This is a genomic window from Phenylobacterium sp. (assembly GCF_004799515.1).
Taxonomy (GTDB): Bacteria; Pseudomonadota; Alphaproteobacteria; order Caulobacterales; family Caulobacteraceae; genus Phenylobacterium.
In genome coordinates, this window is sequence record NZ_SSMX01000014.1 from 129,491 (window position 1) to 141,391 (window position 11,901).

General features: G+C 70.1%; 11 protein-coding genes. 6 read left to right on the plus strand and 5 right to left on the minus strand.

Annotated elements, in window-relative coordinates; genetic code table 11:
* Positions 1-55: 55 nt before the first annotated feature.
* Positions 56-1,147 carry an amino acid ABC transporter substrate-binding protein gene (locus E8A49_RS06435; protein WP_293377826.1) on the plus strand — a complete coding sequence of 364 codons (1,092 nt, stop codon included), beginning with the start codon at positions 56-58 and terminating at the stop codon, positions 1,145-1,147.
* Between the two features lie 9 nt (positions 1,148-1,156).
* Here E8A49_RS06435 and sseA read toward each other — a convergent pair whose 3' ends face one another.
* Genes sseA through E8A49_RS06450 form a run of 3 tightly spaced genes read right to left on the minus strand, consistent with a single transcriptional unit; the run spans position 1,157 to position 4,212 of the window.
* Positions 1,157-2,002, minus strand: coding sequence for a 3-mercaptopyruvate sulfurtransferase (sseA, locus tag E8A49_RS06440; RefSeq protein ID WP_293377829.1), 846 nt, complete (start codon positions 2,000-2,002; stop codon positions 1,157-1,159).
* A complete protein-coding gene (locus tag E8A49_RS06445; protein WP_293377832.1) occupies positions 1,999-3,000 on the minus strand; it encodes a cysteine synthase A in 1,002 nt (333 codons plus the stop codon). The genes sseA and E8A49_RS06445 overlap by 4 nt, the downstream gene beginning before the upstream one ends.
* 45 nt (positions 3,001-3,045) lie before the next feature.
* Entirely contained in the window at positions 3,046-4,212 is a 1,167-nt protein-coding gene (locus E8A49_RS06450; protein WP_293377835.1) for a cyclopropane-fatty-acyl-phospholipid synthase family protein, read from the minus strand.
* Positions 4,213-4,502: 290 nt separating this feature from the next.
* Between E8A49_RS06450 and kdsA the strand changes: the two genes are divergently transcribed.
* The 4 genes from kdsA to E8A49_RS06470 are packed head-to-tail and all read left to right on the plus strand — an operon-like array spanning position 4,503 to position 8,965.
* Positions 4,503-5,357, plus strand: coding sequence for a 3-deoxy-8-phosphooctulonate synthase (gene kdsA / locus E8A49_RS06455; protein WP_293377838.1), 855 nt, complete (start codon positions 4,503-4,505; stop codon positions 5,355-5,357).
* Positions 5,335-6,861: a D-glycero-beta-D-manno-heptose 1-phosphate adenylyltransferase gene (rfaE2, locus tag E8A49_RS06460; RefSeq protein WP_293377841.1), complete on the plus strand. Its 1,527-nt coding sequence runs from the start codon at positions 5,335-5,337 to the stop codon at positions 6,859-6,861. Before kdsA ends, rfaE2 begins: the two co-directional genes overlap by 23 nt.
* Positions 6,858-7,859, plus strand: a complete 1,002-nt coding sequence (gene rfaD / locus E8A49_RS06465; protein WP_293377844.1) for an ADP-glyceromanno-heptose 6-epimerase — start codon at positions 6,858-6,860, stop codon at positions 7,857-7,859. Before rfaE2 ends, rfaD begins: the two co-directional genes overlap by 4 nt.
* Before the next feature lie 2 nt (positions 7,860-7,861).
* Positions 7,862-8,965: a DUF3089 domain-containing protein gene (locus E8A49_RS06470; RefSeq protein WP_293377847.1), complete on the plus strand. Its 1,104-nt coding sequence runs from the start codon at positions 7,862-7,864 to the stop codon at positions 8,963-8,965.
* A gap of 66 nt (positions 8,966-9,031) precedes the next feature.
* On the opposite strand, the gene E8A49_RS06475 is transcribed toward E8A49_RS06470, so the two are convergent.
* Positions 9,032-9,382, minus strand: coding sequence for a YciI family protein (locus E8A49_RS06475; RefSeq protein ID WP_293377849.1), 351 nt, complete (start codon positions 9,380-9,382; stop codon positions 9,032-9,034).
* A gap of 67 nt (positions 9,383-9,449) precedes the next feature.
* Positions 9,450-11,528 (minus strand): ATP-dependent DNA helicase RecG, encoded by a 2,079-nt coding sequence (gene recG / locus E8A49_RS06480; RefSeq protein WP_293377852.1) that lies wholly within the window; start codon positions 11,526-11,528, stop codon positions 9,450-9,452.
* A 60-nt stretch (positions 11,529-11,588) separates the two neighbouring features.
* On the opposite strand from recG, the gene E8A49_RS06485 reads away from it, so the two are divergent.
* Positions 11,589-11,876 (plus strand): succinate dehydrogenase assembly factor 2, encoded by a 288-nt coding sequence (locus E8A49_RS06485; protein WP_293377855.1) that lies wholly within the window; start codon positions 11,589-11,591, stop codon positions 11,874-11,876.
* Positions 11,877-11,901 lie beyond the last annotated feature (25 nt).

The window sequence follows — 11,901 nt, forward strand, 5'->3', positions numbered from 1 at the left end:
GTGACAGTACCGGCGCACTTAGAGCCTTGCGGGGAGGCTCTTTCAAGGAGCAGCGATGATCCGGCGGTGGGCCGCGGCCAGCCTGGCGATCCTGACCTTGACCGCCTGCGACAGCGGCTCGAAGCCCGCCGCCACGCCCGCGCCGAAAGCCGCCGCGACCTTCACGGTCCGCTACCACGCCACGCCCAGCAAGGTGCTGAACGCGGTGCGCAAGCGCGGCTACGTCTCCTGCGGGGTCAATCCGGGTTTGCCGGGGTTCGCCTACCCGGACTTCCGCGGCGCCTGGCGCGGCTTCGACGTGGACTTCTGCCGCGCGGTGGCCGCGGCGGTCCTAGGCGACGCCGACAAGGTGCGCTTCACCCCGATCGGCGGGCCGGACCGCTTCGGCGCCCTGCAGCGGGGCGAGATCGACATCCTGTCGCGCAACACCTCGTGGTCGTTCTCCCGCGACTCAGGGCTTGGCCTCGACTTCGCCGCCACCACCTATTTCGACGGCCAGGGGTTCCTGGCGCCCAAGGCGCTGGGCCTGGCCAGCGCCCAGGAGCTTTCCGGCGCGCGGATCTGCGTCCAGGCCGGGACCGCCAGCGAGGCCAACCTCGCCGACTGGTTCCGCGCCCGCGGCATCGCCTACAAGCCGGTGGTCGTGGCCTCCGAGGCCGAGGCGCGTCGGCTCTACGAGAACGACGGCTGCGATGTGTTCAGCGCCGACATCTCGGCGCTCGCCGGCTCCCGCTCGGTGTTGAACAACCCGAGCGCCCACGTCATCCTGCCCGACGTGATCTCAAAGGAGCCGCTGGGACCGGTCGTGCGCCAGAACGATCCGGTGTGGGCCGACATCGTGCGCTGGACGGTCTACGTGACCATCCTGGGCGAGGAACTGGGGCTGACCTCAAAGACGGTGGCCGAGGCGCGGCAGACGGCGGTCGATCCGCAGACGCGGCGCCTGCTGGGCGTCGACGAGAACTACGGCGCGCTCCTGGGGCTCAACCGCGACTGGGCCTACCAGGTGATCCGCCAGGTCGGGGCCTATCACGAGATCTTCGCCCGCAACGTCGGCTCGAACTCGTCGCTGAAGCTGGACCGCGGGCTGAACGCGCTCTGGAACGCGCCCAAGCCCGGCCTGCTCTACGCGCCGCCCTTCCGCTAGAGGCGTCCGCTAGGCGCCCGTGACGATCGGCGTGTCGGCGCGGCCGCCCCATTCGGTCCAGGAGCCGTCGTAGACCGCGACGTCCTCACGGCCCAGGCGCGCCAGGGCGAGCGTCAGCAGGGCGGCGCTGACGCCGGAGCCGCAGGTGGTGACGATGGGGCCGTCGAGGTCGACGCCGGCGGCCTGGAAGGCGGCCTTGAGCGCCGCGCCGTCCTTCATCGTACCATCGGGATTGAGCAGGCCGCCCCAAGGGACATTGAACGCGCCCGGCATGTGGCCGCTGCGCAGGCCGGCGCGAGGCTCCGGCGCCTCGCCGCGGAAGCGCGGAGCCGAGCGGGCGTCGATCACCTGGGCGTCGTGGGCGGCCAGCGTCGCCTCCACCTGCGCCAGGTCGCGCACCAGGCTGGGATCGAAGGCGGGTTCCAGGGTGGTGGGATCGACCTGGGGCAGGGCGGTCTCGACCGGCCGTCCCTCGGCGCGCCATTTCAGCAGGCCGCCGTCGAGGACGAAGACCTCCGGGAAGCCCATGACCCGCAGCGTCCACCAGACCCGTGGCGCGGAGAAGATACCCTGGGCGTCATAGACCACGGTGATCAGGTCGCGGCGCAGGCCGAGCGCGCCGGCGGCCTCGGCGAAGGCCGCGTCGCTCGGCAGCATGTGCGGCAGATCGGTCGAGTGGTCGGCGACGGCGTCGATGTCGAAGAACACAGCGCGCGGAATGTGCCCCTGAGCATAGGACGCCGCGCCCGTCTTGCCCTCGCCGGGCATGAACCAGCTCGCGTCGACAATCGACAGGTCATTCGAGCCCAGCCGCTCCGCCAGCCAGGCGGTGGAGACGAGGGGATCGTTGCTCATGCCATCCAACCGGGCGTCGGCAGGCCGTGTTCCTTCAGGAAGGCCGGGTTGTAGATTTTCGACTGGTAGCGCTGTCCGTAGTCGGCCAGCACGGTGACGATGGTCTTGCCGGGGCCGAGGTCCTTGGCCAGCCGGATCGCGCCGGCGACGTTCACGCCGGTCGAGCCGCCCATCACCAGGCCCTCATGCTCCACGAGGTCGAAGACGGCCTCCACCATCTCGGCGTCGGAGACCCGATAGGCCTTGTCGATGGTCAGGCCATCCAGGTTGGCGGTGACGCGCCCCTGGCCGATGCCCTCGCTGATCGAGCTGCCTTCGGCCTTCAGTTCGCCCGTCGTGTAGTAGCTGTAGAGCGCCGAGCCGTCGGGGTCGGCCATGCCGATGACCACGCCCGGGTTCCGTTCCCGCAGCGCCTGGGCGACGCCGGCCAGGGTGCCGCCGGAGCCGATGGCGCTGACGAACCCGTCGATCTTGCCGCCGGTCTGGGCCCAGATCTCCGGGCCGGTCGTCTCGGCGTGAGCCTGGCGGTTGGCGGTGTTGTCGAACTGCTGCGCCCAGACCGCGCCGGCCGGCTCGATCTCGTTAAGCTCTTGAGCCAAGCGGCCGGAAACCTTCACATAGTTCATCTCGTTGGCGTAGGGGACCGCGTCGACCTCGACCAGCTGGGCGCCATAGAGCCGAAGGGCGTCCTTCTTCTCCTGGCTCTGGGTGCGCGGGATGACGATGGTGCAGGAATAGCCCAGCGCCTTGGCCACCATGGCCAGGCCGATGCCGGTGTTGCCGGCGGTGCCCTCGACGATCCGCCCGCCGGGCCTGAGCGTCCCCCGGGCCTCGGCGTCGCGGACCATGAAGAGCGCCGCGCGGTCCTTGACCGACTGGCCGGGGTTGAGGAACTCGGCCTTGCCCCAGATCTCGCAGCCGGTGGCGGCGCTGGCGCGGTTGAGCCGGATCAGCGGGGTGTTGCCGATGGCCTCGAGGACGGACTTTGCGACGGTCATGGCCGCTACCTAAGCCGGGCGGCGCCGTTGCGGAAGAGGCGCGGCCTAAGCTTTCGCCAGCGACAGCTGCACCACGCTGGTCCGCTCGGTGCGGAAGCCCGCCTCGCAGTAGCTCAGGTAGAACTTCCAGAGCTTGCGGAAGCGCTCGTCGAAGCCCAGCGGACGGATGTCGTTCCAGGCCGCGTCGAAGGCCCGGTGCCACTCGGCCAGGGTGTCGGCGTAGTCGCGCCCGAAGCGCTCGATCCCGGTCCAGATCAGGCCGGCCTTGTCCGTCACCTTCTTCAGCCGCTCCTCCGAGGGCAGCATACCGCCCGGGAAGATGTATTTCTGGATGAAGTCGGCGCGGCTGCGATACTCCTCGAAGTACTGGTCCTTGATGGTGATGATCTGCAGGCCGGCGCGGCCGCCGGGGGCCAGCGAGTCCTGGATCTTGCCGAAGTAGGCAGGCCAGTAGCGCTCGCCCACCGCCTCGAACATCTCGATGGAGGCGACGCGGTCGAAGCGTCCGCCCACGTCGCGGTAGTCGACCATGCGGATGTCGGCGCGCTCGTTCAGGCCCTGCTCGAACATGCGCTGGCGGGCGAAGGCGTACTGCTCCTCGGAGATGGTGATGGCGGTGACCTTGGCGCCCACTTCGCGCGCGGCGTACTCGGCGAAGCCGCCCCAGCCGCAGCCGATCTCCAGAACGCTCTGGCCCGCCTCCAGGCCCATACCCTCAGCCAGCGTGCGGTACTTGGCGGTCTGGGCGTCGGCCAGTGGCTGGCCGGGGCGGTCGAACTTGGCCGACGAATAGGTCATCGTCGGGTCCAGCCAGCGCTCGTAGAAGCCGTTGCCCAGGTCGTAGTGGGCGTGGATGTTCTTCTTCGAGCCGCGCCTGCTGTTGGGCCGTAGCGCGTGGCGGATGCGGTTGATCGTCCAGGTCACCGGATTGCCCATGGTGACGTGGTGCACCCGGTCCCAGTTGGCGGCGAAGACGTAGAGCAGGTCCGGCAGGTCGGGCGTATCGAACTCGCCGGCCATGTAGGCCTCGGCGAAACCGATGTCGCCGGCGGCCAGGGCGCGGCGGATGAAGCGGAAGTCGCGGATGACGAGGCGGGCGTCCGGCCCGGGCTCGGAGCCTGCGATGTGCAGCTCGCCGCCGGACGGCATGACGAAGGTCACCGAGCCGATCGCCCAGTTGCGGGCGATGAGCTGGACGGCGGCGCGGAACACGGGCGGCGCGCCTCTCAGCTCCGGCAGCCGGCCAAACGCGCGGCGGTCGGCGGCAAGCCCCGCTGGCGAAGGCCCGATTGGTTGTCCCTGCGCCATGCTCATGATCGCATCCCCCGAACGCTCACTGTCCAAACATATCACCTATGGTTTCGCAGGCGAGAGCTGCGGGAAATGCTTTGGAGATACGCCGCCGCTCGTCCGCCGGACGCGGGAGGGCCGCGGATTCGAGGCTTGTGAAGCCCCGCGCGCCGCGCCACTTAGCCGGCGTCGTCGCAATGTCGGGGAAGCCCATGGCCGTCTTGAAGCTGGATCGCTGGAACATCGCCATCGGCGACGGCCAACCACTGGTCGTGCTGGCGGGCCTCAATGTCCTGGAGGACGAGGGCCTGGCGCTGGAGACGGCGCGCCACCTCAAGGACGTCTGCGCCGACCTCAGCCTGCCCTATGTGTTCAAGGCGAGCTTCGACAAGGCCAACCGCTCCTCGATCCACAGCTACCGCGGCCCCGGGCTGGAGGCCGGCCTGAAGGTCCTGGCGAAGGTGAAGGGCGAGTTCGACGTGCCGATCGTCACCGACCTGCACGAGATCGACCAGGCCGAGGCGGTCGCCGCCGTGGCCGACATAGTGCAGATTCCCGCCTTCCTGTGCCGCCAGACCGACCTGGTGATCGCCGCGGCCAGGGCGACGCTGGCGGCCGGCGGCCTGCTGCACGTCAAGAAGGGCCAGTTCCTGGCGCCCTGGGACTGCAAGAACATCCTCGACAAGATCCGCGAGGCGACCGGCCGCGACTTCACCATCCTCTGCGAGCGTGGCGTCTCCTTCGGCTACAATAACCTGGTGGTCGACATGCTGGGCATCCAGGAGATGAAAGAGCTCGGCGCGCCGGTGACCATCGACGCGACCCACGCCGTGCAGCTGCCCGGCGCCGATCCGCGCAGCAACTCAGCCTCCACCGGCGGCCGGCGGTTCGGGGTGCCGCTGTTGGCCAAGTCGGCGGTGGCCGCCGGCGCCGACGGCGTGTTCCTGGAGTTCCATCCTGAGCCGGACAAGGCGCTCTGCGACGGACCGAGCTGCCTGCCGCTGGACAGCGCCCGGGGGCTCCTGGCGACGCTGAAGGCGGTCCATGCCGCCGTGCAGCCCGCTTGACCCCGCCGCCAACGCGCCGCACACCCTGAACGCCATGGATCTCTCCGCGCTGCAGCACCTTCTGGGCCTGGCGCCCGGCCGGCGTGTCGCCTGCGTCGGCGACCTGATGGTCGACCGCTTCGTGTATGGCGAGGTGACGCGCGTCTCGCCCGAAGCGCCCGTGCCCGTCCTGGCCCGTTCGCATGAGCTGATGATGCTGGGCGCCTCGGGCAATGTGGCCCGCAACGTGGCGGCCCTGGGCGGCGAGGTCTCGCTGGTGGGCGTGATCGGCGCTGACAGCGAGGGCAAGGAGGCGCTGCGCCTGGTGGGCGAAGAGACTGGCGTCGAGGGCTATCTGGTCACCGACCAAGAGCGACCGACCACGCTCAAGACCCGCTTCGTTTCCAGCGGCCAGCAGCTCCTTCGCGTCGACCTGGAGACCAGCCGCGCGGTCAGCGGCGAGGTCGAGCAGCGCCTGGTGCGCACCATCCGCGACGCGGCCAAGGACGCCGGCGCTATCCTGCTCTCCGACTACGGCAAGGGTGTCATCACCGACGCCGTCATCGCCGCCTGCCGCGAAGCCGCGGCGGAAAGCGGCGGCAAGCTGGTGGTGGATTCCAAGGCCCGCTCCTTCGCCCGCTACGGCGCGGTGGATATGATCAAGCCCAACGCCGCCGAACTGGCTCACGCCACCGACATGCCCACCGAGACGGATGAAGAGATCGAGGGCGCCTTGCTGGCCGCGCTCGGCCTCTGGGACGCCAAGGCGATCCTGGTCACCCGCGCTTCGAAGGGCATCTCGCTGGCGGTGCGCGGCGAGGATGTCCGGCATTTCCCGACCCTGGCGCGCGAGGTGTTCGACGCCTCCGGCGCCGGCGACACCACGATCGCGGCGCTCGGCTTGGCGCTGGCGGCCGACGTCCCCATCGAGGACGCCATCGCCTTCGCCCAGCTCGCCTCCGGCGTGGCCGTGGGCAAGGTCGGCACGGCGACAGTCTCGCCGGACGAGCTGGTGGAGGCCGCGCTCTCGGCCCACATGGCCCCGGCCGAGGCCAAGGTGGCGACCCAGCAGCGGATGGTCGACGAGGTCGCCCGCTGGCGCGCCAAGGGGCTGAAGGTGGGTTTCACCAACGGCTGCTTCGACATCCTGCACAAGGGGCACGTGGCCTACCTCGCCCAGGCGCGCGCCTGGTGCGACCGGCTGATCGTCGGCCTGAACTCCGACGAGAGCGTGCGGCGGCTGAAAGGCCCCGACCGCCCTGTGAATGACCTGGAATCCCGCGCCCTGGTGTTGGCGGGCCTGGGCTCGGTCGACCTGGTCGCGCCGTTCGAGGAGGATACGCCCCTGAAGCTGATCGAGGCGGCCCGGCCGGACGTGCTGATCAAGGGCGCGGACTACGCCGAAAGCGAAGTGGTCGGCGGCGAGCAGGTGAAGAGCTGGGGCGGCGAGGTGAAGCTGGCGGCCATTGTCGAGGGCTATTCCACCACCGCGGCCATCGCCAAGCTGAAGGTGGGCTCGAGATGACCCGGCGCATCGCCTTCGTTACCGGCGGCGCGGGCTTCATCGGCTCGAACATCACCGCCAAGCTGGCCGAGGACCGCGGCCTCGACGTGGTGGTCTGCGACCGCCTGCGCGAGGCCGAACTCGGCAAGTGGCGCAACATAGCCAAGCACCCGATCGGCGACTTCGTGGCGCCCGAGGCGATGTTCGACTGGCTGGAGAAGCGCTGGCGCGACGTGGAGGTGGTGGTCCACATGGCCGCCGTCTCGTCCACCACCGAGCCGGACGCCGACAAGATCGTCCATTCCAACTTCACGCTCAGCCGCGACCTCTTCCGATGGTGCGCTGACCGGCAGCGCCGGCTGATCTACGCCTCCTCGGCGGCGACCTATGGGGCGGGCGATCGTGGCTTTGACGACGACAACGGCTATGAGGCCCTGGCGGCTCTGCGGCCGCTCAACACCTACGGCTGGTCGAAGGCGCTGTTCGACCTCTTCGCCGTGCGTCAGGCGGCCCGGGACTACGCCCCGCCGCAGTGGGTCGGGCTGAAATTCTTCAACGTCTACGGCCCGAACGAGGAGCACAAACGCTCCATGAAGTCGGTGGCCTCGCAAATCTGGCCGCACGTGCGCGATGGCCAGAGCGTGCAGCTGTTCAAGAGCTACCGCCAGGGCGTGCCGGACGGCGGCCAGAAGCGCGACTTCGTCTACGTCCGCGACGTGGCCGACATCACCGAATGGCTGGTCCAGGCGCCCGAGGTCAGCGGCGTCTTCAACCTGGGCTCCGGCGAGGCGCGCACCTTCGAGGACATGGCCCGCGCCGTGTTCGCCGCGGCCGGCAAGGACGCCCGGATCGACTACACGCCCATGCCGCCGGCGATCCGCGACAAGTACCAGTACTTCACCGAGGCGAAGATGGATCGGCTGAAGGCGGCCGGCTATGCCAAGCCCATGACCCCGCTGGAGGAGGGCATCGGCGACTACGTCCGAAACTACCTCAGCCAGCCCGATCCCTACCGCTGAGCATGAGCGAGGCCCGGCCACGGCCGCGGCGGTGGCTGCTGGGCAGCCTGGCGGTGCTGATCGCGCTCTTCGTCATGGCCTATGACATCTTCCGCGGCGACCTGATCCGCTGGTCGCTGGACCCGAAGACGCCCTACCAGACCTATCGGCCGCCGCCCGCGCCGGATTACGCCCAGAAGCAGGCTTGGTACCTGTTGCCGGACCATCCGCAGACCCCGGCCGCCGGCGACCCGCCCGTCGACGTCTTCTTCGTCGGGTCGACCACCTTCGAAGGCGGCAAGCAGTGGAACGACCGGATCGACGACCCGCGCGCCGAGCGGGTGTTCCGGCGGGTCATGGCGCCGAACTACGCCGGGCCCTTTTATCGGGTGGGCCGGATCTTCGCTCCGCGCTACCGGCAGGCGGGATTCTACAGCCTGATGACCCTGCGCGACGATGCCAAGGATGCGCGGCGCTTCGCCTATGGCGACGTGGCGGCGGCCTTTCGCGAGTGGCGCGACCATGACGGCGGGAACCGGCCGTTCCTTGTCGTCGGCGTGGAGCAGGGCGGCACGCTGGCGGCGCGGCTGGTGGCGGAGGAGGTCGCGCCCAATCCGGCGCTGCGCGCGCGGCTGGCCGGCGCCTATCTGATCGAAACCGTGGTCCCGGCGACCCGTCCGCCGCTGGAGCCCTGCATGCGCCGGGACGAAGCCGGCTGCATCGCCGCCTGGGCGAGCGTGCCGGCCATGGAGATCGACCGCGGCCGCATCCTGCTGGAGCGGGCGCTGGTCTGGGGCCAGGGCGGCGAGCTGGTGAACCTCGAAGGCCCGGCGCTCTGCTTCAACCCGATCCTGGGCGCCACGACCGAGGAGCCGGCGCCCGCGCGCATGCACGAGGGCGCGGCCAACGCCACCGGGCTGGAGTGGGGTCTGCGCCCGGCCTTCCTGACCCGCCAAGTCTCGGCAAAGTGCGAAGGCGGGGTGCTGAGGGTGTCTTCGCCCAAGTCGGCGTCCCTGAAGCCATCCGGCTCATGGATCGAGCAGCGTATGGCGCCGGACTTCAACCTCTTCTACGCCGACCTGGAGGCGGACGCCCGCGCCCGGGTGGCGGCGTTGACGCGGCGTTGAGCCTGGCGTCCTGCTGGCAGCGCCTGCCCGGAAGTTGATTTGAACTCCCGAGCTTTGAGGCGGCGGCTAGCCGAAATCGAGCTCGGGCCGGACCTCGATCGAGCCGTGACGCGCCATCGGGATGCCGGTTGCGATACGCTTGGCTTCCTGCATGTCCGCCGCCTCGATGAAGATGAAGCCGCAGAGCACTTCCTTGGTCTCGGCGAACGGGCCGTCGCTGACCAGCACGCCGCCGCCCCGGACGCGGATGGTGCTGGCCGTGTCCACGCCCTGCAACGCCGAGGCGGCGAGGAAATGGCCACGGGCCTCAAGCTCACGGTCGTAGGCGAGGGAGTCGCGGTCGAGCGCGGCCTTCTCCTCAGCGCTGAGGCCGGAGAGCGCGCCGGGGACGGCGTAGACGAGGCAGACGTACTTCATGAGCGTTGCTCCTTCGCTTGGGCTCGGCCCTAGGTCGAACGGGCGCGCCCCGATCCGACACTTGCCGTCAGCCGGCGTCGCGCAGGCCGAGGCCGGCCTTCCAGTCGAACAGTTCCTGCAGCACCTGCAGGGCCTTGCCCCGCTCGCTCTTCAGCTCCGGGTCGCGGGTGACGATCAGGCGGGCGTCATCGCCGGCGGCGGCGATCAGGTCGCGGTGCGGGCCCAGGACGTCGGCGAAGACATAGTCGGGGAAGCCGGACTGCTTGAGGCCCAGCGCATCGCCGCCGCCGCGCAGCTCCAGGTCGGTCTCGGCGATCAGGAAGCCGTCGTCGGTGCGCCGCAGGATGTCGAGCCGCTTCTGGGCGGTCTCGGACAGCGGCGGGTCGTAGAGCAGGACGCAGGAGCTCTCGCGAACGCCCCGGCCCACCCGGCCGCGTAGCTGGTGCAGCTGGGCCAGGCCGAAGCGTTCGGCCTGTTCGATGACCATGATGGTGGCGTTGGGCACATTGACGCCCACCTCGACCACCGTGGTGGCCACCAGGACCGACAGCTTGCCGTCGGCGAATTCGGCCATCACCGCGTCCTTGGCGGCCGGGGGCATCTTGCCGTGGATCAGGCCGACGCTGGGGCCGAGGGTCTCGCGCAGCTCCGCTGCGCGGGTCTCGGCGGCCTTCAGGTCGATGAGCTCGGACTCGGAGACCAGGGGGCAGATCCAGAAGGCCTGGGCGCCGGCCTTCACCGCTTCCTGCAGGCGCGCCTCGACCTCGGCGATGCGGGTCATGGGCGCGGCGCGGGTGGCGACCGGCGTGCGGCCCGGCGGCTTCTCGTCGATACGGCTGACATCGAGATCGCCGTACATGGTGAGTTCCAGGGTGCGCGGGATCGGTGTCGCCGACATGGCCAGCAGGTGGACCGCCTGGCCCTTGGTCTGCAGCCGCTGGCGCTCGCTGACCCCGAAGCGGTGCTGCTCGTCGATCACGGCCAGCTCCAGCCGGTCGAAGACCACGTCGTCCTGGAAGAGGGCGTGGGTGCCGACCGCGACCTTGGCGGCGCCCGAGGCCAGCGCCCGCAGCTTCTCGGCGCGCGCCGCGCCCTTGTCCCGGCCGGTCAGCAGGATCACGCCTGTGCCATGGTCGGTCAGCGGGCCGGAGATGGTCTCGTAGTGCTGGCGAGCCAGGATCTCGGTCGGCGCCATCAGGGCGCTCTGGCCGCCGGCCGCGGCCACGTCGGCCATGGCGCACATGGCCACCACCGTCTTCCCGGAGCCGACGTCGCCCTGGATCAGCCGGCTCATCCGCTCCCCGGCGGAAAGATCGGCGCGGATTTCGCCCAGCGCGCGGGTCTGGGCGCCGGTGAAGGCGAAGGGCAGGTCGGCCTGGATGCGGGCCGCGATCTCGCTGGCGGCGATCCGGGCGGCGGGTTCGCGGCGCCGCGCGGCCTTGCGCTGGGCCATGGCCAGCTGCTGGGCCAGCAACTCGTCGTAGGCCAGGCGGCGCAGGTGAGGGGCGGTGGGCGACATGTCGGCCTCGCCCTGCGGATTGTGCAGGCGCTCCAGCGCCTCGCGCCAGGGCTGGAACCGCTCGCGGGCCAGCCAGGCGGGGTCCTGCCACTCCGGCAGCTCCGGCGCGCGCTCCAGGGCCTCGAGCGCGAAAGTGCGCACCCGCCGCGCCGGCAAGCCCTCGGTGGCCGGATAGATCGCCTCGAGCTGCGGGATCTCCTCGCGCTTGTCGGGGGCGACCATGTAGTCGGGGTGGACCATCTGGCGGCCGAAGCGGTCGTCCTCGACCTTGCCGGAGATGATCCGCTTCGCGCCCGGCGGGTGGCGCTTTTCCAGCTGGTCGGCGTAGCGGCCGAAGAACACCAGGGTCATGAAGCCGGTGGGATCGCTGACCCGCACTCGCCAGGGCTGGGCCTGGCTGCGCGGGCGCTGATACTCGTCGACCGTGACCTCGAAGGTCATCACCTGGCCGTCGAGGGCCGCGGAGAGGTCGGCGGGCGTGCGGCGGACCAGTGAATGCGGGCGCAGGAAGGCCACGTCGCGCACGATCGGCCCGGCCAGCTTCTCCAGCAACGGGGCCACACGCGGGCCCACGCCTTTCAGCGTGCCCACAGGCGCGAAAAGCGGGAACAGAATCTCCGGCCGCATGATTGCAGCATACTCGACTGGCGCTGACCCCACGCGCGCTCTATATCCGGCGCCTCTTCAATGACGACAAACGACGACGCCCGGCTGAAGAAGCTGAAGTTCCGCGCGTGGCGCCGGGGCTTCCGGGAAGCGGACCTCATCCTGGGGCCGTTCGCGGACAAGCACGTCGCGGCCATGACCCCCGCCGACCTGGACATCTTCGAGGACCTGCTGGAGCAGCCGGACCAGGATCTCTACGCCTGGATCATCGGCACGGTGGCGACCCCGGCTCAGTTCGACCACCCGATCATGAACCAGATCAAGGCGTTCCGGTTCGAAATTGGCGCAGGCGAACCCCGTGGCGGATGACGCTTCCCGCCCCAGTGCGGCCCGG

Coding starts and splice junctions, on each gene's coding strand:
- sseA (WP_293377829.1), bottom strand. CDS start 2,002: ATGAGCAACGATCCCCTCGTCTCCACCGCCTGGCTGGCGGAGCGGCTG.
- E8A49_RS06485 (WP_293377855.1), top strand. CDS start 11,589: ATGACGACAAACGACGACGCCCGGCTGAAGAAGCTGAAGTTCCGCGCG.
- E8A49_RS06475 (WP_293377849.1), bottom strand. CDS start 9,382: ATGAAGTACGTCTGCCTCGTCTACGCCGTCCCCGGCGCGCTCTCCGGC.
- E8A49_RS06435 (WP_293377826.1), top strand. CDS start 56: ATGATCCGGCGGTGGGCCGCGGCCAGCCTGGCGATCCTGACCTTGACC.
- kdsA (WP_293377838.1), top strand. CDS start 4,503: ATGGCCGTCTTGAAGCTGGATCGCTGGAACATCGCCATCGGCGACGGC.
- E8A49_RS06445 (WP_293377832.1), bottom strand. CDS start 3,000: ATGACCGTCGCAAAGTCCGTCCTCGAGGCCATCGGCAACACCCCGCTG.
- rfaE2 (WP_293377841.1), top strand. CDS start 5,335: ATGCCGCCGTGCAGCCCGCTTGACCCCGCCGCCAACGCGCCGCACACC.
- E8A49_RS06470 (WP_293377847.1), top strand. CDS start 7,862: ATGAGCGAGGCCCGGCCACGGCCGCGGCGGTGGCTGCTGGGCAGCCTG.
- recG (WP_293377852.1), bottom strand. CDS start 11,528: ATGCGGCCGGAGATTCTGTTCCCGCTTTTCGCGCCTGTGGGCACGCTG.
- rfaD (WP_293377844.1), top strand. CDS start 6,858: ATGACCCGGCGCATCGCCTTCGTTACCGGCGGCGCGGGCTTCATCGGC.